Source organism: Gemmobacter aquarius (genome assembly GCF_003060865.1).
GTDB lineage: Bacteria > Pseudomonadota > Alphaproteobacteria > Rhodobacterales > Rhodobacteraceae > Paragemmobacter > Paragemmobacter aquarius.
In genome coordinates this window covers 517061-537751 of the sequence record NZ_CP028918.1, presented here as the reverse complement: position 1 = coordinate 537751, position 20691 = coordinate 517061, and the positions used below count along the sequence as shown (strand labels likewise).

Annotated in this window: 25 protein-coding genes; 12 read left to right on the top strand and 13 right to left on the bottom strand. The window is 64.6% G+C overall.

The features are described from left to right. Entirely contained in the window at nucleotides 1–624 is a 624-nt protein-coding gene (locus HYN69_RS02635) for a LysE family translocator (RefSeq protein WP_108434378.1), read from the bottom strand. Next, nucleotides 621–1430 (bottom strand): uracil-DNA glycosylase, encoded by an 810-nt coding sequence (locus HYN69_RS02630; protein WP_108434377.1) that lies wholly within the window; start codon nucleotides 1428–1430, stop codon nucleotides 621–623. Before HYN69_RS02630 ends, HYN69_RS02635 begins: the two co-directional genes overlap by 4 nt. 167 nt (nucleotides 1431–1597) lie before the next feature. Here HYN69_RS02630 and HYN69_RS02625 point away from each other — a divergent pair, with 167 nt between their 5' ends. The 7 genes from HYN69_RS02625 to HYN69_RS02595 all read left to right on the top strand — a co-directional run bounded on the left by HYN69_RS02625 (nucleotide 1598) and on the right by HYN69_RS02595 (nucleotide 6392). After that, nucleotides 1598–2560, top strand: coding sequence for an aspartate carbamoyltransferase catalytic subunit (locus tag HYN69_RS02625; protein ID WP_108434376.1), 963 nt, complete (start codon nucleotides 1598–1600; stop codon nucleotides 2558–2560). Then, nucleotides 2557–3087: a hypothetical protein gene (locus HYN69_RS02620; protein ID WP_108434375.1), complete on the top strand. Its 531-nt coding sequence runs from the start codon at nucleotides 2557–2559 to the stop codon at nucleotides 3085–3087. The genes HYN69_RS02625 and HYN69_RS02620 overlap by 4 nt, the downstream gene beginning before the upstream one ends. Then, nucleotides 3084–3527, top strand: coding sequence for a hypothetical protein (locus HYN69_RS02615; protein ID WP_108434374.1), 444 nt, complete (start codon nucleotides 3084–3086; stop codon nucleotides 3525–3527). The genes HYN69_RS02620 and HYN69_RS02615 overlap by 4 nt, the downstream gene beginning before the upstream one ends. Continuing rightward, nucleotides 3524–4795 carry a dihydroorotase gene (gene pyrC / locus HYN69_RS02610; protein WP_108434373.1) on the top strand — a complete coding sequence of 424 codons (1272 nt, stop codon included), beginning with the start codon at nucleotides 3524–3526 and terminating at the stop codon, nucleotides 4793–4795. The genes HYN69_RS02615 and pyrC overlap by 4 nt, the downstream gene beginning before the upstream one ends. Before the next feature lie 3 nt (nucleotides 4796–4798). Further along, nucleotides 4799–5410 (top strand): glycerol-3-phosphate 1-O-acyltransferase PlsY, encoded by a 612-nt coding sequence (gene plsY / locus HYN69_RS02605; RefSeq protein ID WP_108434372.1) that lies wholly within the window; start codon nucleotides 4799–4801, stop codon nucleotides 5408–5410. Between the two features lie 101 nt (nucleotides 5411–5511). Further along, a complete protein-coding gene (locus tag HYN69_RS02600; RefSeq protein ID WP_108434371.1) occupies nucleotides 5512–5907 on the top strand; it encodes a DUF805 domain-containing protein in 396 nt (131 codons plus the stop codon). A 71-nt stretch (nucleotides 5908–5978) separates the two neighbouring features. Continuing rightward, on the top strand, nucleotides 5979–6392 hold the full coding sequence (locus tag HYN69_RS02595; protein WP_108434370.1) for a DUF805 domain-containing protein: 414 nt from the start codon (nucleotides 5979–5981) through the stop codon (nucleotides 6390–6392). Between the two features lie 57 nt (nucleotides 6393–6449). Here the strand turns inward: HYN69_RS02595 and HYN69_RS02590 are convergent, their stop codons facing one another. From HYN69_RS02590 to HYN69_RS02580, 3 genes are all read right to left on the bottom strand, one after another. Continuing rightward, nucleotides 6450–7217, bottom strand: a complete 768-nt coding sequence (locus HYN69_RS02590; protein WP_108434369.1) for an FCD domain-containing protein — start codon at nucleotides 7215–7217, stop codon at nucleotides 6450–6452. Between the two features lie 142 nt (nucleotides 7218–7359). After that, the gene (locus HYN69_RS02585) at nucleotides 7360–8022 is read right to left on the bottom strand and encodes an OmpA family protein (protein WP_407925253.1); all 663 of its coding nucleotides are present in this window, start codon (nucleotides 8020–8022) and stop codon (nucleotides 7360–7362) included. A 119-nt stretch (nucleotides 8023–8141) separates the two neighbouring features. Further along, nucleotides 8142–8978: a methylated-DNA--[protein]-cysteine S-methyltransferase gene (locus HYN69_RS02580; RefSeq protein WP_108434367.1), complete on the bottom strand. Its 837-nt coding sequence runs from the start codon at nucleotides 8976–8978 to the stop codon at nucleotides 8142–8144. 113 nt (nucleotides 8979–9091) lie between these two features. Between HYN69_RS02580 and nth the strand changes: the two genes are divergently transcribed. Then, a complete protein-coding gene (gene nth, locus HYN69_RS02575; protein ID WP_108434366.1) occupies nucleotides 9092–9745 on the top strand; it encodes an endonuclease III in 654 nt (217 codons plus the stop codon). Further along, nucleotides 9732–10715, top strand: a complete 984-nt coding sequence (locus HYN69_RS02570; protein WP_108434365.1) for an adenosine kinase — start codon at nucleotides 9732–9734, stop codon at nucleotides 10713–10715. Before nth ends, HYN69_RS02570 begins: the two co-directional genes overlap by 14 nt. 303 nt (nucleotides 10716–11018) lie before the next feature. Here the strand turns inward: HYN69_RS02570 and HYN69_RS02565 are convergent, their stop codons facing one another. Beyond that, complete coding sequence (locus tag HYN69_RS02565; RefSeq protein WP_108434364.1) at nucleotides 11019–11837, bottom strand: sulfotransferase family protein; 819 nt, start codon at nucleotides 11835–11837, stop codon at nucleotides 11019–11021. A gap of 174 nt (nucleotides 11838–12011) precedes the next feature. Here HYN69_RS02565 and HYN69_RS02560 point away from each other — a divergent pair, with 174 nt between their 5' ends. The 3 genes from HYN69_RS02560 to HYN69_RS02550 all read left to right on the top strand — a co-directional run bounded on the left by HYN69_RS02560 (nucleotide 12012) and on the right by HYN69_RS02550 (nucleotide 14664). Beyond that, nucleotides 12012–13589, top strand: a complete 1578-nt coding sequence (locus HYN69_RS02560; RefSeq protein ID WP_108434363.1) for a DUF5928 domain-containing protein — start codon at nucleotides 12012–12014, stop codon at nucleotides 13587–13589. A 10-nt stretch (nucleotides 13590–13599) separates the two neighbouring features. Then, nucleotides 13600–13980, top strand: coding sequence for an HIT domain-containing protein (locus tag HYN69_RS02555; RefSeq protein WP_108434362.1), 381 nt, complete (start codon nucleotides 13600–13602; stop codon nucleotides 13978–13980). Nucleotides 13981–14205: 225 nt separating this feature from the next. Continuing rightward, the gene (locus HYN69_RS02550) at nucleotides 14206–14664 is read left to right on the top strand and encodes a DUF1203 domain-containing protein (protein WP_108434361.1); all 459 of its coding nucleotides are present in this window, start codon (nucleotides 14206–14208) and stop codon (nucleotides 14662–14664) included. Between the two features lie 6 nt (nucleotides 14665–14670). Here HYN69_RS02550 and HYN69_RS02545 read toward each other — a convergent pair whose 3' ends face one another. The 7 genes from HYN69_RS02545 to HYN69_RS02520 form a co-directional block, all read right to left on the bottom strand. Continuing rightward, the gene (locus HYN69_RS02545) at nucleotides 14671–15246 is read right to left on the bottom strand and encodes a YdeI/OmpD-associated family protein (RefSeq protein WP_108434360.1); all 576 of its coding nucleotides are present in this window, start codon (nucleotides 15244–15246) and stop codon (nucleotides 14671–14673) included. Beyond that, nucleotides 15246–17639, bottom strand: a complete 2394-nt coding sequence (polA, locus tag HYN69_RS02540) for a DNA polymerase I (RefSeq protein ID WP_407925241.1) — start codon at nucleotides 17637–17639, stop codon at nucleotides 15246–15248. The genes HYN69_RS02545 and polA overlap by 1 nt, the downstream gene beginning before the upstream one ends. Then, on the bottom strand, nucleotides 17636–18046 hold the full coding sequence (locus HYN69_RS21875; RefSeq protein WP_407925240.1) for a 5'-3' exonuclease: 411 nt from the start codon (nucleotides 18044–18046) through the stop codon (nucleotides 17636–17638). The genes polA and HYN69_RS21875 overlap by 4 nt, the downstream gene beginning before the upstream one ends. A gap of 295 nt (nucleotides 18047–18341) precedes the next feature. Then, on the bottom strand, nucleotides 18342–18680 hold the full coding sequence (locus HYN69_RS02535; RefSeq protein WP_108434359.1) for a phasin family protein: 339 nt from the start codon (nucleotides 18678–18680) through the stop codon (nucleotides 18342–18344). 186 nt (nucleotides 18681–18866) lie between these two features. Continuing rightward, nucleotides 18867–19052, bottom strand: a complete 186-nt coding sequence (locus HYN69_RS02530; RefSeq protein ID WP_108434358.1) for a zinc-finger domain-containing protein — start codon at nucleotides 19050–19052, stop codon at nucleotides 18867–18869. A gap of 72 nt (nucleotides 19053–19124) precedes the next feature. Beyond that, the gene (locus HYN69_RS02525; RefSeq protein ID WP_108434357.1) at nucleotides 19125–19901 is read right to left on the bottom strand and encodes a hydroxypyruvate isomerase family protein; all 777 of its coding nucleotides are present in this window, start codon (nucleotides 19899–19901) and stop codon (nucleotides 19125–19127) included. Continuing rightward, entirely contained in the window at nucleotides 19901–20524 is a 624-nt protein-coding gene (locus HYN69_RS02520; protein ID WP_108434356.1) for a DUF1285 domain-containing protein, read from the bottom strand. The genes HYN69_RS02525 and HYN69_RS02520 overlap by 1 nt, the downstream gene beginning before the upstream one ends. Nucleotides 20525–20691: the final 167 nt, after the last annotated feature.

Here is a 20691-nt window from a genome sequence, read left to right as displayed (position 1 = left end):
CTACCCCCGCTGCAACATGGCCAACCGAACCGCCAGCCCCGTGAAAATCAAGGCACTCGCCCGCCCGAGCCAGCGCGCCAGCACAGCCGATCGCGCCAGGCGCTGCCCGATGGACCCGGCAAAGAACCCGACCAGCCCGTTCACCACGAACCCGCCCGTCGCAAAGACAAGGCCCAGCACCATGAACTGCGCCAAGACCGGCCGCGCCGGATCGATGAACTGCGGCAAAAGCGCAAGGATGAACAAGATCACCTTGGGGTTCAAAAGGTTCACCACCATTGCCTGCACGAAGACGCGCCCCGCCCCCTGCAAGGCCACCTCGCGCCCCGAAACCGGCCCCGCCCGCAGCGCTTGAACTGCCAGCACCAGCAGATAGGCCACCCCCGCCCAGCGGATCAGGTCGAACGCCATCGGATGCGCCGCGACCAGCGCCCCCAGCCCACAGGCGGCAATCAGCGTCTGAACAAGGCCGCCCACGGCAATCCCCGCATTGGCCGCCATGGCCGCCCGCCGCCCCGAGCGCAGGCCCTGACCCAGCGTAAACATCATATCCGCACCCGGCGTCAGGTTAAGCGCCAGACCGGCACCGGCAAAGGCAAGCAGGACTGCAGGTTCAACGATCATCGCGCCAGCCGCGCCTTGATCGCCAACAGGTCCGCCCAGGCCTCGCGCTTCTGCGCGGTGTTGCGCAAAAGGTGCCGCGGCGTCACCATAGGCATGACCGGCTTGCCCAGCGCCTCGCCCCAATTGCCCCGCAGCCTCAGCACGGCCTTGGCCCCCAAAAGCATCGCACAGGGCGCATTGCCCATCGCCACGATCAGATCGGGGGCTGCCAATTCGATGTGCCTCTCGACAAACGGGCGCATCATGGCCAATTCCTCGGCCGTAGGCTCGCGCTCGCCCGGAGGCCGCCATGGCATCACGCACAGCGCATAAAGACCGGTCGCGGTGTCCGGGCTTTCGCGGCTCAACCCGATGGCTGCGAACATCGCGTCGAACAACTGGCCCGCCTGCCCGGCAAAGGGCCGCCCTTCAAGGTCTTCTTCCCGCCCCGGCGCTTCGCCCAGCACCAGTACACGCGCCCCGATCCGCCCGCCGGCAAAGACCAGATTGCGCGCACCCCGCTTCACCTCGCAATAGTCATAGGCTGCCAAAGCCTCGCGCAGTGCCTCGACCGAACCGGCTGCAGCCGCAGCGATCTTTGCGGCCGCAACCGATTGCCCCGCCTCGGCCTCGGCCCGCGCCGCGGGGGTCAGGACCGGCATCACAGCCGCCGCCGGGGCTGCCGATTTGGTCTTGTCGGGCAGGACATAGGCGTTCACTGGGGCATCGCCGATCACCTCGGTCACGCCCAGATCGACCTGCCACGCCAGCGCCGCCAGCGCCGCGTGCCAGCCTTCCGGCGTGCTCATGTCCATATCGATTCCCATGCTGCAAATCCTAGGGCCTGCCCCCTGATGCGACAACCGCCATTCCGGCGCAGGCCGTTTTCTTACGAAGAAAACGCCCGCCCGCGCCGCGCACAGTGCCCGCTTGTCGCAAGCCGCGCACCTACCTATAAGCCCAAGGACCGCTTAGCCGACGACAAAGGACAGCCATGACCTTCCGCGCCCGTCACCTTCTCGGCATCGAACAGCTGTCCCCGCTCGAAATCACCACCATCCTCGACCTTGCCGACCGCTACGTCGACCTCAACCGCCGTACGGTGAAACAGTCCGACGTTCTGTCGGGCATGACGCAGATCAACATGTTCTTCGAGAATTCGACCCGCACCCAAGCCAGCTTCGAACTGGCCGGAAAACGCCTCGGCGCGGATGTGATGAACATGTCGGTCGCCGCCTCGTCGGTGAAAAAGGGCGAAACCCTGATCGACACCGCCATGACGCTGAACGCCATGCACCCCGACCTTCTGGTGGTGCGCCACGGCGCGTCCGGCGCGGTCAACCTGCTGGCGTCGAAAGTGAACTGCGCCGTCCTGAACGCAGGCGACGGCCGCCACGAACACCCTACGCAAGCCCTGCTCGACGCGCTGACCATCCGCCGCGCCAAGGGCCGCATCCAGCGCCTGACCGTGGCGATCTGCGGCGATATCGCCCACAGCCGCGTCGCCCGCTCGAACCTGATCCTGCTCGGCAAGATGGAAAACCGCATCCGCCTGATCGCCCCCCCCACGCTGATGCCCGCAGGCGTGCAGGATTTCGGCTGCGAACTCTTCGACGACATGAAGAAAGGCCTCGAAGGCGCCGATGTGGTGATGATGCTCCGCCTGCAAAAGGAACGCATGGACGGCGGCTTCATCCCGTCCGAACGGGAATACTACCACCGCTACGGGCTCGACGCCGAAAAGCTCGGCTTCGCCAAGCCCGATGCCATCGTCATGCACCCCGGCCCGATGAACCGCGGGGTGGAAATCGACGGCGAGTTGGCCGATGACATCAACCGTTCGGTCATTCAGGAGCAGGTGGAAATGGGCGTCGCCGTCCGCATGGCCTGCATGGACCTTCTGGCCCGCAACCTGCGCGCCGAGCGCGGCCGCGCCCTTGCGGGTGCGATGCCATGACGACCGATCCGCTCCGCATCCCGCTGACCCGTGACCGCGCGGTCTGGCTTTTCGCCGTGGACCTGCTTGATACGGAAATCGACGCCTTCCTTGCCGGCGACCTCGCCGCCGCCCTCGGCACCGACACCGTCGACGCCGGCCAGATCGAGGTGATCGACACTGACACCATCCGCGTCATCGGCCTTGCAAAATACCTGTCCGAGGCGAACGGCATGGACGATGCCACCGTCGCCCCCGATACTGCCATGCTCGACAGCCTTAGGGGCCGACTTCTCATGGTGTTCCGCGCGGCCTTGGGGGCGGGCGGCACCACCCTTACCCCGCGCCCGCCTTTGCGCTTCATCGGCCATTACGCCGAACCCGCCCCCGCCCTGCCTTTGCCCATGCCTGAAACCCCCTCGGCCAGTGGCGTGCTGGAAGGCCCCCGCGCCGGACCGTCGGATGCTGCGATGTCGGGCCGCATCGCAACCGTCGTCCTGATCCTGATCTTCGTCTTCACGGCCCTCTTCGTCTGGCTCGCGTCATGACCACGATCACCCGCGACCCGATCCTTGGCGGCGAAGCACCGCTTCAGCCCGGCGAAACCCTGCTCCGCGAATTCAGCCCCGACCCCGCCGCCTATTGGCGCGGCCACGGCATCCTTGCGCTCGTCGGCGGGCTTATCGCGGGCCTCGCATTGACGGCCATGGGCAATCCCTACGCCTGGACAGGCCCCGTCGCCGCTGTCCCCGCCATCGCCCTCCGCGCCCTCTATCTGCGGTCCGAAGCCATGGCCCAGCGCTGGCGCCTGACCGACCTCCGTCTGCTCGGCCCCGCCTTGCGAAGCATCCCGCTGGCCGATATCGCCGCCGCCCGTCCCTTCCTCGGCGACGTGCAGATCATCACCCACTCGGGTGACAAACACCTGATGAAATACATGGCCGATGCATCACGCGTCGCCGCAACCCTATCGGGCAATCGCGCATGACCACGCTTCACCTGACCAACGCGCAGCTGATCGACCCCGAAGCGGGCACCGTCACCACAGGCTCGGTCACCCTGTCCAAAGGCCTGATCGCCGCGATCAACGGCCCGCGCCCGAAAACCGCCACCGAAATCGACTGCGGCGGCCATTACCTTGCGCCCGGCATCGTCGACATCGGCGTCAAGATCGGCGAACCGGGCGAACGTCACCGCGAATCCTTCCGCTCGGCGGGCCTTGCCGCCGCCGCAGGGGGCGTCACCACAATCATCGCCCGCCCCGACACCACCCCCGCCATCGACACCCCCGAAACGCTGGAATTCGTCACCCGCCGTGCAGCCGAGGCGTCACCCGTCCGCATCCGCCACATGGCAGCCCTGACCAAGGGCCGCGAAGGGCGCGAGATGACCGAGATCGGCTTTCTGCTCGACGCGGGCGCCGTGGCCTTCACCGATGCCTTCCACGTCTCGACCGACACCAAGGCACTGTCGCGCGCCCTGACCTATGCCCGCAGCCTTGGGGCCTTGGTCATCGGCCACCCGCAGGAACCGGGCCTGTCCAAGGGCGCCGCCACCACCTCGGGCAAATTCGCCAGCTTGCGCGGCCTGCCCGCCGTATCGCCCATCGCCGAACGCATGGGGCTGGACCGCGACCTTGCGCTGGTGGAAATGACAGGCGCGCGCTACCACGCCGACCAGATCACCACGCGCCACGCGCTACCCGCGCTGGAACGCTCCAAGGCGGCAGGCCTCGATGTCACCGCAGGTACCTCGATCCACCATCTGACGCTGAATGAAATCGACGTGGGCGACTATCGCACCTTCTTCAAGTTCACCCCCCCGCTCAGGTCGGAAGAAGACCGCCTCGCCATGGTCGAAGCCGTAGGCTCGGGCCTGATCGACACCATCAGCTCGATGCACACCCCGGCGGATGAAGAATCCAAGCGCCTGCCCTTCGAAGAAGCCGCTTCCGGCGCCGTGGCGCTCGAAACCTTCCTCCCTGCCGCCATGCGCCTGTTTCACGCAGGTCACATCGACCTGCCCCACCTTTTCCGCGCCATGGCACTGAACCCCGCCCGCCGCCTGAACCTGCCCCAAGGCCGGATGCAGGCAGGCGCCCCCGCCGACCTGATCCTGTTCGACCCCCACGCCCCCTTTGTAATGGACCGCTTCACCCTGCGCTCCAAATCGAAGAACACCCCGTTTGACGGCCAGCGGATGGAGGGTAAGGTGCTCGCGACCTTCGTCGCCGGTGCCCAAGTATTCAAGGCCTGACCCATGCCCGATTTCACCAGTGCGACCCTGGCCTTGGCCCTGACCGCGGCGCTTGCCTACCTGCTCGGCTCCATCCCCTTCGGCCTTGTGATCACGCGCCTTCTGGGCCTTGGCGACCTGCGCCAGATCGGATCGGGCAATATCGGCGCAACCAACGTCCTGCGCACCGGAAACAAGCCCGCAGCCCTCGCCACGCTTCTCCTTGATGCGGCCAAGGGAGGTATCGCCGTGCTCGTCGCCCGCGCGCTGGTGGGCGAAGACGCCGCTCAGATCGCAGCTCTTTTCTCGTTCCTCGGCCACCTTTTCCCCGTCTGGCTCGGGTTCAAGGGCGGCAAGGGCGTTGCAACCTGTCTCGGCACGCTGCTCGCGCTCGCATGGCCCGCTGGCCTTGCCGTATGCGCCACCTGGGCCGCCACCGCCGCCATATCGCGCATCTCCTCGCTCTCGGCCCTCGTCGCCGCCGCTCTCGCCCCCGTCTGGCTGATCCTGTTCGACCAGGGCGAAATGGTCATCCTCGGCACGCTGCTCGCCGCCCTCGTCTGGTTGCGCCACGCGGCCAACCTGCGCCGCTTGCGCGACGGGACCGAACCGAAGATCGGCGCGAAAAAGGGCTGAACTTTCGTTCCACCCGTAACGTTGACCGGCCCCATCATCTGCGGCAGGTTTAGCGCAGTCACAGCAATCGGCATCGTACAAGAAGACGAGAGAGAACCGGAATGAACTTTCAACACGCTGTCAGGTCCGTCCTCTTCAATTACGTCACCTTCTCCGGTCGCGCCCGCCGCGCCGAATACTGGTTTTGGGCGCTGTTCTGCGTGCTGGCAAACCTCGCCCTCGGCATCCTTGACGGCGCGATCTTCGGGCGGAACATGATGCAGCATATGGACGGAAGCGGCCCGCTTTCTGCTGTCTTCACGCTGCTTACCCTGCTTCCAAGCATCGCGGTCGGCGTGCGCCGCTTGCATGACATCGACCGCACCGGCTGGTGGCTGCTGATCGTTTTCCTGCCCCTGATCGGCTGGATCCTGCTTCTGGTCTGGGCCTGCACCCGCGGCACGATTGGCCCCAACCGCTTCGGCCCCGATCCGGTGACCGAACCGCAAACCGCTTGACCGAACGTGCTGTTCTGCTCCAACCCTTCGGGCAGGCAGATCGCCTTTCGTAGCCAGTAATCGGACACATAATGAACATGATACAGGCGGTCAAATCCGTCTTTTCGAACTACGCCACCTTCTCGGGCCGCGCATCGCGCTCGGAATTCTGGTGGTGGGTGCTTTTCTCGATCATCGTCTCGGGGATTCTGACCTATATCGACCTTACCTTACTGGGCTCGGGCGATCTGCAATCCACAGCGGGCGACGGCGGGATTGGCTTCAGTCTGAACCTCGGCCTTCTCGGAGGGCTGTGGACCCTTGCCACGGTCCTGCCCGCCATTGCCCTTGGCGCACGCCGCCTGCACGATGTCGGCCAATCCGGCTGGATGCTTCTCCTCTCCATCGTACCGCTGCTCGGCTGGATCGTCTTGCTGGTCTTTACCTGCAAACGCGGCAGCGCAGGCACCAACCGCTTCGGCGCCGACCCTATTACAACGACCTAAAGCAAAAGCGTCTCCCTCCCCCCGGTGGGGGAGGGACGGGGGGGGGGGCAACCAGCCCTACCTTCCCCGTTCATGCTGCAGCCGCTGGAGCGCGATCGCCTCGAAGCGGTCGGCTTTCAACTGGTCCTCCAGCGCGCCCGCGACGAAACCCAGATGCGCCTCGACCGCCGCGCGCGCCGCCGCAGGATCACGCGCCTGCAAGGCGCTGTTGATCGCGCGGTGCTGGTCCAGCAGCACATCGCGCGTGGTGCGGGTGCGAAACAGCATCTGGCGGTTGTAGAACACCCCCTGCCGCAGCAGATCGAACATCGACCGCAGCATATGCAGCATCACCACATTGTGGCTCGCCTCGATGATCGCCATGTGGAATTCGGCATCCAGACCCGCCTCGTCCGATGGATCGCGCTTGCCGTGCGCGGCCTCCATCTTGCGAAACACCGCATCGACCACCGCCAGATCGGTATCCGACCCCAGTCGTGCCGCGCGCTCGGCGGCCAACCCCTCCATATCGCGGCGAAAGGCAAGATAGTCGAACACCGCCTCGTCATGACGCGCGAACAGATCGACCAGCGCAGGCGCAAAGGCCGACCCGAGCACATCAGCCACATAGATCCCCGCATTGGGCCGCGCGACAAGCAGCCCCCGCTCGGACAGATCGGCCACCGCCTCGCGCAGACTGGGGCGCGACACATCCATCCGCTCGGCCAATTCGCGTTCAGACGGCAGCCGCTCGCCGGGCCGCAAAATGCCGCGCAGGATCAACAACTCGATCTGCCGCACCACGCTTTGCGACAGCTTCTCGGTCTGGACCTTCTGGAACGGCATGGCACCCCCGGCATTGCACCCCGGCATTGCACTTTGGCAATCTGGTCTGAAACTATGACCAAAACCGCCGCTTCACAAACCGAAACCCGCAAAGGAAAAGGCCGGACCCGCAGGCCCGGCCTTCCCCTACCCTTGCAAAGGCTTAGCGCGTCGGGCGGATGATGATTTCCACGCGGCGGTTCATCGCCTTGCCCTGCGGCGTCAGGTTCGACGCAACGGGCTGATCCTCGCCACGGCCATAGGCGGTGATGCGCGGGCTCGGCACGCCATTGGCGCGCAACACGCCCGCCACCGAAACGGCGCGGCGCTGCGACAGGTCCTGATTGTAAGCCGCCGTGCCGCTGTTGTCGGTATGGCCGATCACTTCGATCCGGCTGTTCGGATAGCGTTGCAGGTTGCCCGCAATCGCGCCGATATCCTCGGCCAGATCTGGCCGCAGTGACGCGCTGTCCACCGCGAAAAGCACGTCCTGCGGCAGGTTGACGATCAGGTAATCGCCCATGTTCGTCACGCTGAACGACCCGTTGATCCCGCGCAATTCCGCCGCCTGCTGGTCAAGCGAATTGCCGATCGCACCGCCGACAGCCGCGCCGAGGGCACCGCCCACGACAGCCTTGGCAAACGAGTCGTTGTCTGCATTGGCCCCCGCAGCAGCGCCCAGCAAACCGCCGATCACCGCGCCCGCGTTGCGGTTGGCGTTCGGGTTCGTAGCCACCGATCCGGCCGAGGGCACGCCCATGTTCGGGTCGGTACAGGCAGTCAGGCCCAATACGGCCAACACGGAAAGGGAAATGGAAACTTTGATGCTCATCGTTCTCGCGCCTCGACTGTTTTTCTGGCCCGTGTTTCGGGCTCGGGCGAAGGATATACCAGCCATGACGGGCAACAGATAGCCCGCGCCCGCGACTGGCAGGTTTCCGCCCATCACATTTGGGTGCGGGCCGCCTCCCACGCAAGGATTGCCCGCTTGACCGGAAGCCCCCAGTGATACCCGCCCAACTCGCCAGTCTTGCGTAAGGCGCGGTGGCAGGGGATCAGGAACGACACCGGATTGCGCCCCACCGCCGTGCCCACAGCCCGCACCGCCTTGGGCAAACCGACCGCCCCCGCCAATTGCGAATAGCTGGTCACATGGCCATCGGGCACCCGCAACAGGGCCTCCCAGACCTTGATCTGGAACGGCGCGCCGATCAGGTAAAGCGGCACCTCGCCGCCGCCGCCGCCAAATGCCGCCGCCACCCATCCGGCCAGCGCTGCCCCATCCTCGACGAAACGCGCCCGCGGCCAGCGCCGCCGCAAATCGTCCGCCGCCTCTGCCTCTCCCATCTCGGCGGCAAAGCCCATCCCGCAAATGCCCCGCTCGGTTCCCATGACGATCGCGCGACCGAAGGGCGTGTCGAACCACCCCCAGCGTATCACCACCCCCTCGCCGCCCCGCGCATAATCCCCCGGCGACATCGCCTCCCAGCGCAGGAACAGGTCATGCAGCCGCCCGCCGCCCGACAGGCCCGACGCCAGCGCGGTATCCAGAACCGTGAACCGCTCGGCCAGCAGCCGCTTGGCATGATCCAGCGTCAGATATTGCTGGTAGCGCTTGGGCGACACACCCACCCATTGCGAAAAAACCCGCTGGAAATGCGCCACGCTCATCCCCATGCGCGCCGCCAATTCGTCAAGCGTCAGCGCAGGGCCGCCCGCATCGATCTCGCGCAGCGCACGCTCGATGACGGCGTAGTGGTATCCGGGGCTCTGGTCGTTCATGGCAGGTCTCCTTGCCCCGACCATAAGCGAAAGCGTGACACCCCCGCGACCCGAATTCTGCGCTTTCACCTTCGCGCTTGCCTCGCAGCCAGTGCTCGCCTAATCCCGAACGCATGGTGCGCCAACTCACATACCCCGAGATGAAGGCCGTCTTCACCACGTTTCAGGCGATCGAGCCTGAACCGAAGGGCGAATTGCACCACACCAACGCCTTTACCCTGCTTGTCGCCGTGGCTCTGTCGGCACAGGCCACCGATGCGGGCGTGAACCGCGCGACGGGGCCGCTGTTCCAGATCGCCGACACGCCCGAAAAGATGCTGGCCCTGGGCGAAGAAGGTCTGACCGAGTATGTCAAGACCATCGGCCTTTTCCGCAACAAGGCCAAGAACGTCATCAAGCTCTCGCGCATCCTTGTGGAAAGCTACGGATCGCAGGTGCCGTCCTCGCGCGCGGCTCTGCAATCGCTTCCGGGCGTGGGGCGCAAGACCGCAAATGTGGTCTTGAACATGTGGTTCCACCAACCCGCCCAAGCGGTCGACACCCATATCTTCCGCGTCGGCAACCGCACGGGCATCGCCCCGGGCAAGGACGAGACGGCGGTGGAACGCGCCGTCGAAGACAACGTCCCCGCCGAATTCCAACTGCACGCGCACCACTGGCTTATCCTGCACGGCCGCTATATCTGCGTGGCGCGCAGCCCCAAATGCGGCATCTGCCCGATCCGTGACCTTTGTTTGTACGAGGACAAGACCGATGAAAAAGTATGACGTGATCGGCATCGGCAATGCCATCGTCGATGTATTCACCCAAGCCGACGACAGCTTCATCGAGATGATGGGCATCGAAAAAGGCATCATGCAGCTCGTCGAACGCGAACGCGGCGAGGTGCTCTATGGGGCGATGAAAGACCGTGTGCAGGCACCGGGCGGGTCGGTCGCCAATACCATCGCGGGCTTGGGCAACCTCGGTCTGCGGACCGCCTTTATCGGGCGGGTGCATGACGACGCGCTGGGGCGCTTTTACGCCCGCACCATGGCCGACGCGGGCACCGATTTTCCCAACCCGCCCGTCGCGGGGGGCGAACTTCCCACCTCGCGCTCGATGATCTTCGTCTCGCCCGATGGCGAGCGGTCGATGAACACCTATCTCGGCATCTCGTCGGAACTCGGCCCCGAAGACGTGGCGGACGATGTGGCAGGCGAGGCCGCGTTCCTGTTCCTCGAAGGCTATCTCTACGACAAGCCCAAGGGCAAACAGGCCTTCGAACGTGCAGCCAAACTCTGCCAGCAGGCCGGCGGCAAGGCAGGCATCGCCCTCTCAGACCCCTTCTGTGTCGACCGCCACCGGGGCGATTTCCGCCGCCTCGTCAAGGAACTCGACTACGTGATCGGCAACGAACACGAATGGTCGTCCCTCTACCAGACCGACCTCTCTTCGGCCCTCGAACAGGCAGCACAGGACGCAGGCACCGTCGTCTGCACCCGCTCGGGCGACGAAGTCATCCTCGTGCGCGGCACCGAGACAGTCACAGTCCCCGTCCGCCGCGTGGTGCCGGTCGATGCCACCGGAGCAGGCGACCAGTTCGCCGCGGGCTTCCTCTACGGGCTCGCCACCGGTCAGGGCCTCGCCACCGCAGGCCGCATGGGCTGCACCGCCGCAGCCGAAGTCATCAGCCATTTCGGTGCCCGCCCCGAAACCGACCTCAAGGCGCTCTTCCGCACCGAATCGTTGATCTGAACAGGTTGGCGGCGCGCTCAAGCTCCCCGCAAGGGGAGCCATCGCACCCCGCCCCTGCCGGCAGCAATCCTGACAAGCCAGCACGTGCTGCACCGATCGGGGGTTTTCCACCCCCGGACCCCCGGAGGATATTTACCCCAGCGTGAAAGCGGGACAGATCGTGTTTTCACGCTGGCGCAAATATCCTCGGGGGGCGCGGGGGGCAGACGGCCCCCCGTTCAGCCCTTTGCAGGTCGGTTTCGCGGCAGCAGGCGGCGCGCGATGGCTCCCCTTGGGGAGCTTGAGCAAGCCGCCCGCCCGGTGTCAGTCACCAAGCTTGGCGTGGACCTCATCCAGATCCACCGGCCCCTTGGGCAGTTTGTTGGCCGGATTTTCGAAGTCGTATTTGAACAGCTGGAAATCGCGCTTGTAGATTTCCCACATCAGATGCCGCGACAGGTCGTCGAAATAATCCTCGACCGGATGCAGGCGTTTGGGCCCATGCCCTTCGCTCTCGTTGAAGCGCGGGATCGTCTTGAGGTCGACCTTGTGCTTCATCTTCATGTTGTTAAGCACGACCTGCATGCCGTCATTGAAATCTTCGGTGAAGAAGATGTGGTCGTAGCGCCCGCCATTCACGATGAACGTCGAGATATGCCCTGCCATCGCCGACCAGTGGATGTCCGGCTCCATCGGTTTGCGGAAGCGGATCGTATCGCGCACGAACAACAAAAAGCGGCGGAAGCTGGCGATCTGGTCGAATTCGGCCTGACCGTCGTCGCCGCCCACCTCGACACCGTATTTCTGCACAAGCATAGGCACGAGGTTGCCACGGTAGCGTTTCCCGTTCCTCTGGATCCCGCAGATCTTGTCGAAGAACGACGACAGGACGCGGGTATAGGGGTTCCGCACGCAGGTGAAGGCATAGGATTTATGCGCCTTCACATTCGCCTCGATCAATGGCTGGCTTTCTTCCTGCGCCCATTTGTGCAGGCCCTTCGTCGAATCGTGGATATCACCGTCGAAAAACCGCCCGTGGTCCGAATAATACATGACCTGCCCTATGGTCGAGCAGGCGCATTTCGGCACCACACGGTAAACCACACTCTCGCTTTGCGTCATCCAGGTGCCCGGAAAACCCATAACTCGCCTCCACTCGCCGCGCTTTGTCCGGCCTTTTGCCCGCTGCCGCGATCTTTCGCGCATAAAGAAGCAAAGAAAGACTGTCTTTTCAATGACTGTTGCCGTTATTTGTCACCAAGCGCCCGGTCCGGCGCGCCGCGTCCGTCTGTTTGCCCCTGTCCCAACTGGTTTTTCATGGCCAAGATCGCCTACATTCTCTTGTGCCACAAAGATCCCGAAGGGATCATCGCCCAGTCCGAACGGCTGACGGCTGCAGGCGATTACGTGTCGATCCATTTCGACCAGCGCGCCCCGCGCGACGCCTTCGACCGCATCCGCAGCGTGCTTGCCGACAACCCCGGCGTGACCTTCGCCAGACGCCGCGTCAGATGCGGCTGGGGCGAATGGAGCCTTGTCGCCGCCACCCTTCTTGCCGTGCGCGCCGCCGTCGAAGCCTTCCCACGCGCCACGCATTTCTACATGCTCTCGGGCGATTGCATGCCGATCAAATCGGCCGAATACGCCCATGCCTTCTTCGACCGCGAAGAAGCCGACTACATCGAAAGCTTCGATTTCTTCAATTCCGACTGGATCAAGACCGGCATCAAGGAAGAACGCCTGATCTACCGCCACTGGTTCAACGAGCGCACGCATAAATCGCTGTTCTACGCCTCGATGCGGCTGCAAAAGAAACTGCATCTCGACCGCGCCATCCCCGCCGACCTGCAAATCCAGATCGGCAGCCAGTGGTGGTGCCTGCGCCGCCGCACGGTCGAGGCGATCCTCGATCTGTGCCGGACGCGCCCCGACATCGTGCGCTTTTTCAAGACCACGTGGATTCCGGACGAGACCTTTTTCCAGACGCTTGTGCGCCATCTGGTGCCCGAACATGAAATCAGGCCGCGTACGCCGACCTTCCTCATGTTCACCGATTACGGGATGCCGCTGACCTTCTACAACGACCATTACGACCTCTTGTTGTCGCAGGACTATATCTTCGCCCGCAAGATCTCGCCCGATGCGAAAGAGCTCAAGGACCGGCTCGGCAAGCTTTACGCCGCAACCGGCGTGCGGTTTTCCATCTCGAACGAAGGGCGCAGCCTGTTCGGCTTCCTCACGGGGCGTGGCCGCATCGGCCGCCGCTTCGCGCCCCGCTTCTGGGAGCGGGAAACCTCGGTCGGGCGCGAGCGGACGCTTCTGATGGTGACCTGCAAGAAATGGCATGTCGCCAAGCGTCTGGTCGAACGTGTGCGCGAAGTGACGGATATTCCGGCGATGAACTACCTGTTCAACGAAACCGCGACCGAGCTTCCCGATCTGGGTGGCATCCAGACCACGCTGGAAAAGCGCACACGCCACCGCAGGGCGCTGGTCAGGATGCTGTTCGATTACTGGAAGACCGATCATCTTCTCTTCTGCATCGATCCTGCCAACATCGACCTGATGCAGGATTTCTACAACGACCGCGCCGTGGTGCGCCTGCTGGAAATCGACTGCGACTTCACCGACGACTATATCATAGGCCATGCCCGCCGCGTGGGGCTGGCGGGCGAGAACACCCCGCGCGAGACGCTGGACCGGCTTCTGCCCACCATCCGCTACGACGTGCGCTTCGAAAGCGACCGTATCCGCGACGCGGGCTTTGGCGGCTACCACCGCATCCGCGAACAGGCCGAGCCTGAAGAAAACGCCGTGCCGCTGGCGCATTTCCTTGGTATTCCGATAGTCAAGGCGCGCGAACTCGCAGCGACCCCGCATCTCTTCACCGACTAAAGGCCCGATCATGGCGCATGCTTACGACCCGACCAACATTTTCGCCCGCATCCTGCGCGGTGAAATCCCCAACAAGACCGTTCTGGAAACGCCCCACACGCTGGCCTTCCACGACATAGCACCACAAGCGCCCGATCATATTCTGGTGATTCCCAAGGGTGCCTACGCCACCTTCGACCATTTCTGCGCCGAAGCCTCCGAGGCGGAACTGGTCGATTTCCACCGCACCGCTGCCAGGATCTGCGACATGCTGGGCGCCAGCCTTGCCTCGGGCGGGCCGGGCTACCGCGCAATCACCAACGCCGGCGATCACGGCGGGCAGGAAGTGCCGCATTACCACCTGCACATCCTTGCCGGTCGCCCCTTGGGGCCGATGCTGGCCAAGGCCTGATCCAGCGGAGCGGCGTCCCGCCGCAAGCCATTTCTCCCGGTTCCGCGCAGGGGCGCGGATCCGGGGCTGAGGGGGCGTTCCGCCCCCAGCGGGCCGCGCAAGGGCGCGACCCTCCCCCCTGAGGATATTTGTGCCAGCGTGAAAGCGGCAAAAACAGCAGGAATCGGGTCGCATGGCGCAGGGCAAGTCGGCAATCTGCGGCAGGACAGCGACAAGAGGCCCCCCATGCGCTTTACACCGATTCCGACCGACCTTGCGCGGCATTATCAATTGGGCGGGGCCGATGCCTACGGCCTGCCCCCTGAACGGGGTGTCAGCGATGGCACTGGCAACCCCTGCCGTCATTGTCTGCGCCATATTCCCGCAGGCGCGGGGATGCTGATCCTTGCCCACCGCCCCTTTCCCGATCTGCAGCCCTATGCCGAAACCGGACCGGTCTTTCTTTGTGCCGATGCCTGCCCTGCGGGGGGCGGGAAAGGTCTGCCCGAAATCCTGTCCTCGCCCGATTACATCTTGCGCGGCTATTCGGCCGACAACCGCATCGTCTATGGCAGCGGCGCGGTGGTGCCCACCGCCCGCCTGATGGACGAAGCCGCCAGCCGCCTGCAAGACGCGCGCATCGCCTATCTGCATGTCCGCTCGGCGCGCAACAACTGCTTTCAGGTCAGGATCGACCGTGCGTGACCCTGCCTAGGGCCGCTCGCCCCGCGACAGGGCGGCGATGTAATCGGCCATCCTCTTCGCGCGGGCCGAGGGCGTTTTCGCCGTGGTCAGCCGGAAGCCCAGCGCCGCCTTGGCCGTGGCGGGCATGGCGTTGAAGGTCACCGTCGCAATCTCGGGCGCAGCTTCCAGCGCAGTCAGGAATTCGTCCGGGATGTCGGCAGTCTTCTCGCCTGCCGCCGCCGCTGCCCAGCGCCCGTCCGCCTTGGCCTTTTCCACCTCAGCCAGCCCCGCATCTTCCATCCAGCCGCCCGCGATCAGACGTTCTGCAGTGGCGCGATCCTTCGGCGTCCAAGGAGCACCCGCCTTGCGCGGGGTAAAGCGGTGCAGCCAGTGGTCCGGCCCATCAGGCTTTTTCTGCGCCGTGGTCCAGCCCCAGACCAAGGCCTCTTCCACCGCCTGCTCCCAGTCGATCGATACGGTGCCGCTGCCCTTCTTGCCGATGCGCAGCCAAAGCTCGCGTGCCTTGTCATGCTTGACCGAAAGCCATGCGTTCCATTCGTCGGGCGTTGCGAATGTCATCGGGGCGGGGGCTTGGGGTCTCATCAATGCGCCTCTGCCCAGTTGCGGCCCATGCCGGCTTCCACCACCAGCGGCACCTTGAAACTCACCGCAGGATGCGACGCGCCCTCCATCACCTCGCGGGCGCGGGCGGCAAGCGTGTCGGCTGCGTCCTCATCGACCTCGAACAGCAGTTCGTCATGCACCTGCAACAGCATCTTCGCGGGCAGGTCCGCAATCGCCGCGGGCATCCGGATCATCGCGCGGCGGATCACATCGGCGGCCGTGCCCTGAATAGGCGCGTTGATCGCGGCACGCTTGGCAAAGCCTGCGGTCGGCCCCTTGGCGTTGATCTCGGGCGTGTTGATCTTGCGACCGAACAGCGTCTCTACATAGCCCGTCGCCTGCGCCCTTTTGACCGTATCGGTCATATAGCCGCGTATCCCCGGAAACCGCTCGAAATAGCGGTCGATGAACCCCTGCGCCTCGGCCCGCGGTATCCGCAGGTTGCGCGCAAGACCAAAGCCCGAAATCCCGTAGATCACCCCGAAGTTTATCGCCTTGGCCTGACGGCGGATATCGGGGGTCATCTGCTCCAAGGGCACGTTGAACATTTCCGAAGCCGTCAGCGCGTGAATATCGACACCTTCGCGGAACGCCTGCTGCAATTCGGCGATATCGGCCACATGCGCGAGGATACGCAACTCGATCTGGCTGTAGTCGAGGCTGACCAGCACCCGCCCCTTGGGCGCGACAAAGGCCTCGCGGATGCGCCGCCCTTCCTCGGACCGCACGGGAATGTTCTGCAGGTTCGGATCGTTCGACGACAGCCGCCCCGTCACCGCCCCCGTGATCGAATAGCTCGTATGCACCCGCCCCGTCTCGGGGTTGATATGGTCCTGCAACGCATCGGTATAGGTCGATTTCAGCTTGGCCAACTGCCGCCAGTCGAGCACGCGGGCAGGCAGGGCATGCCCCTCGCTGGCGAGGTCTTCCAGAATGTCAGCCCCCGTCGCATAGGCCCCCGTCTTGCCCTTTTCGCCGCCCGCCAGACCCATCCGGTCGAACAGGATTTCACCCAACTGCTTGGGCGAGCCCACGTTGAACGATCCGCCCGCAAGCTCGTGTATCTCGGCCTCCAGCCCCGCCATCTTTTGCGCGAAGGCGTTAGACATGCGCGACAGCGTATCGCGGTCGACCATGATCCCCGCCATCTCCATCTCGGCCAGCACCGGCACCAAGGGGCGTTCCAGCGTCTCGTAGACCGTGGTCACCCGCGCCTTGTGCAGCATCGGCTTGAAGCGCAGCCAAAGCCGCAGCGTCACATCGGCATCTTCCGCCGCGTAGCGCGTGGCCTGATCGACGGGCACGCGGTCGAATGTCACCTGCGCCTTGCCCGTGCCCAGAAGCGATTTGATCGGAATCGGCACATGGCCCAGATAGGCCTCCGACAGCGCATCCATCCCGTGGTTATGGATGCCCGCATGCATCGCGTAAGACATCAGCATCGTGTCGTCGATCGGCGCCACATGCACGCCACGGCGGGCGAAAATCTTGGCGTCATATTTCATGTTCTGGCCGATCTTCAGGATCGACGGGTCTTCCAGCACCGGCTTCAGGATCGCCAGCGCCTCGTCCTCGGTCATCTGCCCCTCGGCCCTTTGTGCCGACCCGAACAGATCGTCCACGCCGCTGCGATGCCCGACCGGTATGTAGCAGGCCACCCCCGCCTCGACGCAAAGCGAAATGCCCACCAGACCCGCGCGCATCTCGTCCAGGCTGGTGGTTTCGGTATCGACCGCGACATAGCCCCGCTCGCGGATATGCCCGACCCAGACCTGCAACGCCGCCGCATCCCGCACCGTCTGGTAATCGTCATAGGGGAACGGCAGCGTCGGCGCTTGATGGCTCTTTTCGTGAACCTCGGTCCCTTTTTCCGCCGCCAGAACCGGCGCGTCGACCTTCAACCGCTCGGCCACCCGCCGCGTCAGGGTGCGAAACTCCATATCGTTCAGGAACCCGAGGATCGTCTCCGCCTCCGGCTCCTTCAGTTCCAGCGCCTCCAGCGCCACATCCAGCGGCATATCCCCGTCGAGTGAAACCAACCGCTTCGAAATACGGATCAACTCGGCATTGTTCACCAAAGCCTCGCGCCGCTTGGGCTGCGGAATTTCCCCCGCCCGCTCGAGCAAGGCCTCCAATGACCCGAACTCGTTGATCAGCAAGGCGGCGGTCTTGATCCCGATCCCCGGCGCGCCGGGCACGTTGTCGACCGAATCCCCCGCCAGTGCCTGCACGTCGACCACGCGGTCGGGAGTGACGCCGAACTTCTCGAACACCTCGTCCAGCCCGATCCGCTTGTTCTTCATCGGGTCGAGCATGTCGACCCCGTTGCCAACCAATTGCATCAGGTCCTTGTCGGAACTGATGATCGTCACCGTCCCCCCGCCTCGCGCGCACGGCGCGACAGGGTGGCGATGATGTCATCGGCCTCGTATCCGTCGATCTCGATGCAGGGCACGTTGAAGGCCCGGGTGGCTTCCCGCGTGAAAATGAACTGCGGGCGCAGGTCTTCGGGCAATTCGGGACGGTTGGCCTTGTATTCGGGGTAGATATCGTTCCGGAAAGTCACCGATCCCGCATCGAAGATCACCGCAAGATGGGTCGGCGCTTCCTGCGACCGGGTCGTCGTCAACTCGCTCCACAAAAGGTTGCAGAAACCGGCAACCGCCCCCACAGGCAGCCCGTCAGATTTCCGCGTCAGCGGCGGCAGCGCATGATAGGCGCGGAAGATGAAAGCCGATCCGTCGATCAGGTGTAGATGGCAACCCTTGCCGAAAGCCATGCCGCGTCTCCTCTGCTTGGGCAGGTTATGGCACGGCAGGCGGACAGGGCAAAGGGCGGATGGCACGTACCGACGGGTTCATCGCCCAGACAGAACCACCCTTGGCCACCTGCGGACAAAGGGGGCTTTCCGCCCCCTCGCCCCTGCGGGGCTCCCCCGAGGATATTTGGACCAGCATGAAAGCGAAGCCGCCATCAAGCTTTCACGCTGGAAAAATATCCTCGGGGGGCGGCGCGGCATGCGCCGCTGGGGGCAGACAGCCCCCGTCCAACGTCCGCACGAACGAACGAACCGTCTAAAGCTTGGTACCCGTCGCAGCCCGCGCCTCGTCGGCCATCCCCTCGCCCATTTCCTGCGCGGTGGCCTGCATCAGCGACCCGAGCCGTCCGGCTTCCTGCATGTAATCCGACGCCAGCCTTTGCCAAAAGCTGGTCAGCACCGCCCCCGCCGCCGTCGCATCCTGCGCTACGGCGAGTTCGCCCAGCATCGCCCGGTCCTTTTCGAAACGGGTCTTGAGGAAATCCAGCGCCTCGATGTTCTGCCTGAGGACCGCATCCATCATCCGCACCTGCGCCTGCATGACGCCACGCGACATGCCTGCGCCTGCCGCGTCGGTCGGGGAAGGCTTTGCCATCTGTCACTCTCCTTCGGTTGCCGAAAGCAAGTTAACACAACTTAAAGAAATCTGCGTTGATCACGATCAAAAGCCTGGCGGATTTTCGCAATCGCGGCAGCGCAACGCCCAAAGAATGATCACCCCCTCCCCCTCCATGGGGGAGGGATGGGGTGGGGGGGGCCGGTTACAACTGCTCAGGTCAGGTCAATGCTCGTCATGCGCGTGATCACGGTCGATCACATAGCGCTTGTCGCAATAGCCGCATTCGACAAACCCCGTCTCCTGCGGGATCGACAGCCAGACACGGGGATGGCCCAAGGCACCCTCGCCCCCGTCACAGGCGACCTTCCACGTGGTCACGACTTGGGTCTCGGGGGCTTCAATCGTCATTTTCGGTCTTCCTCTGGCACAGCCGCATCATTTTACCCCAGCCCACGGCAGGGGCAAGCCCCGACACCGCGCTCAGGCCCCGATCAGCCGCGCCCGGCTTTTCAGCGCATTGAGCCACATCAGCCCGTGCACCGTGGCCCGCTGCGGCAGGTATTCCGCCGCCACCCAGCCCGACCACTCCCCCGTATCCAACTCGGAACACAGCCCCGTCAGGTCGAACCCGCCACCGCCCGGTTCATTCCGGCCGGGAAAGCCCGCGATCTGGATATGGTTCACGCGGCCCTTGTGCTTGGCCCAGACCGCATCGGCATCGCCATGGATGCGCGCCGCGTGCCAAAGATCGAACTGAATCCCCAAAGTGGCGATCCCCAGATCGTCGACGATACGTGCCGCCTGATCGAAATCGTTCAGGAAATACCCCGGCATGTCGTCGGCATTCAAAGGCTCGATGCACAGGCACAGGTCCGGTGCCTGCGCGGCGGCCCAGGCCAGATTCTCGCGGTAGACCGCCTCGGCCTGCTCGCCCTTGGCGACCCCTGCCATCACATGCAGCCGCGCAGCGCCCAGTTGCGCCGCCACATCCGCACCGCGCAGAAAGCTCTGCCGGAAATCGCCCACCGCCCCCGGCACCGCCGCATAGCCGCGGTCCCCCGCCGCCCAGTCGCCCGGCGGCGCGTTGATCAGCGCAAGCGGCATCCCCGCCAGTGCCGTCTGCCAGTCCTTCAGCGGATGGTCATAGGGAAACAGCACCTCGACCCCGTCGAACCCCGCCTCGCGCGCAAGATCGGGCCGCGCCAGCATGGGCACCTCGGTAAACAGCATCGTCACATTGGCGGCAAAACGCGGCATCAGGTCAGGTCACTCGTTGGAATCACCGGAAAGAACCTGCCCGAGGACCACAAGCCAAACCAGCTTTTTCCCTCATGGCTCTCGTGCACTCCCAGTTCGATCAGCCGGTAGAACGATTTGCGGTCGATCAGCGCCTCCAGCCCGGCGCGCACATGGACATAAGGCGCAGGTTGCCCCTCGGCCCCGTCGCGCTGGACGCGGATCGGATTTTCCGGCCCGGCGACCACCTCGTCGCCCACCTGCGTGACAAAGCGCAGCACCTGCGCGGCGCCTTCCCCGAGCACTGTGAAATCCACCGCGACAAAGGGCGCGTCGTCCACACGGATGCCCACCTTCTCGACCGGAGTGACAAGGAAGAACCGGTCCCCCTCGCGTTTCAGGATGCCGGAAAACAGCTTGACCAGCCCCGCCCGCCCGATCGGCGTGCCCTCGTGAAACCAGGTCCCGTCCCGCGCGATGCGAATGTCGATCTCGCCGCAATAGGGCGGGTTCCACAGATGGACCGGCGGCAAACCGCGCTTCGACGCGGCACCCGCTGCCGACGCCAGCCCCTCGGCAAGAGGTCCGGCCAAACCGGCCTTGCCGATTTCGCCTTTGCCGATCCCGTCTTTGCCGTCCGTCATCGTGACCCTTTCGGTCGCTCTCGCGTCTGTCTAGGGCGCAAATCCTGCAAAGCCAACCCTGACAACCCTACAGGTCGCGCCATTCCCGCCGTTATCAACGCAGACGCCTGCCGTTTCGCTTCATGCCAAGCGCAACGCAACCGTGTCGCGTATGAATATTTCCGGCC

Bases quoted from the DNA above. Each gene is read 5' to 3' on its own strand.
- HYN69_RS02635 (WP_108434378.1), bottom strand. From the start codon at position 624: ATGATCGTTGAACCTGCAGTCCTGCTTGCCTTTGCCGGTGCCGGTCTG.
- HYN69_RS02630 (WP_108434377.1), bottom strand. From the start codon at position 1,430: ATGGGAATCGATATGGACATGAGCACGCCGGAAGGCTGGCACGCGGCG.
- HYN69_RS02625 (WP_108434376.1), top strand. From the start codon at position 1,598: ATGACCTTCCGCGCCCGTCACCTTCTCGGCATCGAACAGCTGTCCCCG.
- HYN69_RS02620 (WP_108434375.1), top strand. From the start codon at position 2,557: ATGACGACCGATCCGCTCCGCATCCCGCTGACCCGTGACCGCGCGGTC.
- HYN69_RS02615 (WP_108434374.1), top strand. From the start codon at position 3,084: ATGACCACGATCACCCGCGACCCGATCCTTGGCGGCGAAGCACCGCTT.
- pyrC (WP_108434373.1), top strand. From the start codon at position 3,524: ATGACCACGCTTCACCTGACCAACGCGCAGCTGATCGACCCCGAAGCG.
- plsY (WP_108434372.1), top strand. From the start codon at position 4,799: ATGCCCGATTTCACCAGTGCGACCCTGGCCTTGGCCCTGACCGCGGCG.
- HYN69_RS02600 (WP_108434371.1), top strand. From the start codon at position 5,512: ATGAACTTTCAACACGCTGTCAGGTCCGTCCTCTTCAATTACGTCACC.
- HYN69_RS02595 (WP_108434370.1), top strand. From the start codon at position 5,979: ATGAACATGATACAGGCGGTCAAATCCGTCTTTTCGAACTACGCCACC.
- HYN69_RS02590 (WP_108434369.1), bottom strand. From the start codon at position 7,217: ATGCCGTTCCAGAAGGTCCAGACCGAGAAGCTGTCGCAAAGCGTGGTG.
- HYN69_RS02580 (WP_108434367.1), bottom strand. From the start codon at position 8,978: ATGAACGACCAGAGCCCCGGATACCACTACGCCGTCATCGAGCGTGCG.
- nth (WP_108434366.1), top strand. From the start codon at position 9,092: ATGGTGCGCCAACTCACATACCCCGAGATGAAGGCCGTCTTCACCACG.
- HYN69_RS02570 (WP_108434365.1), top strand. From the start codon at position 9,732: ATGAAAAAGTATGACGTGATCGGCATCGGCAATGCCATCGTCGATGTA.
- HYN69_RS02565 (WP_108434364.1), bottom strand. From the start codon at position 11,837: ATGGGTTTTCCGGGCACCTGGATGACGCAAAGCGAGAGTGTGGTTTAC.
- HYN69_RS02560 (WP_108434363.1), top strand. From the start codon at position 12,012: ATGGCCAAGATCGCCTACATTCTCTTGTGCCACAAAGATCCCGAAGGG.
- HYN69_RS02555 (WP_108434362.1), top strand. From the start codon at position 13,600: ATGGCGCATGCTTACGACCCGACCAACATTTTCGCCCGCATCCTGCGC.
- HYN69_RS02550 (WP_108434361.1), top strand. From the start codon at position 14,206: ATGCGCTTTACACCGATTCCGACCGACCTTGCGCGGCATTATCAATTG.
- HYN69_RS02545 (WP_108434360.1), bottom strand. From the start codon at position 15,246: ATGAGACCCCAAGCCCCCGCCCCGATGACATTCGCAACGCCCGACGAA.
- HYN69_RS21875 (WP_407925240.1), bottom strand. From the start codon at position 18,046: ATGGCTTTCGGCAAGGGTTGCCATCTACACCTGATCGACGGATCGGCT.
- HYN69_RS02535 (WP_108434359.1), bottom strand. From the start codon at position 18,680: ATGGCAAAGCCTTCCCCGACCGACGCGGCAGGCGCAGGCATGTCGCGT.
- HYN69_RS02530 (WP_108434358.1), bottom strand. From the start codon at position 19,052: ATGACGATTGAAGCCCCCGAGACCCAAGTCGTGACCACGTGGAAGGTC.
- HYN69_RS02525 (WP_108434357.1), bottom strand. From the start codon at position 19,901: ATGCCGCGTTTTGCCGCCAATGTGACGATGCTGTTTACCGAGGTGCCC.
- HYN69_RS02520 (WP_108434356.1), bottom strand. From the start codon at position 20,524: ATGACGGACGGCAAAGACGGGATCGGCAAAGGCGAAATCGGCAAGGCC.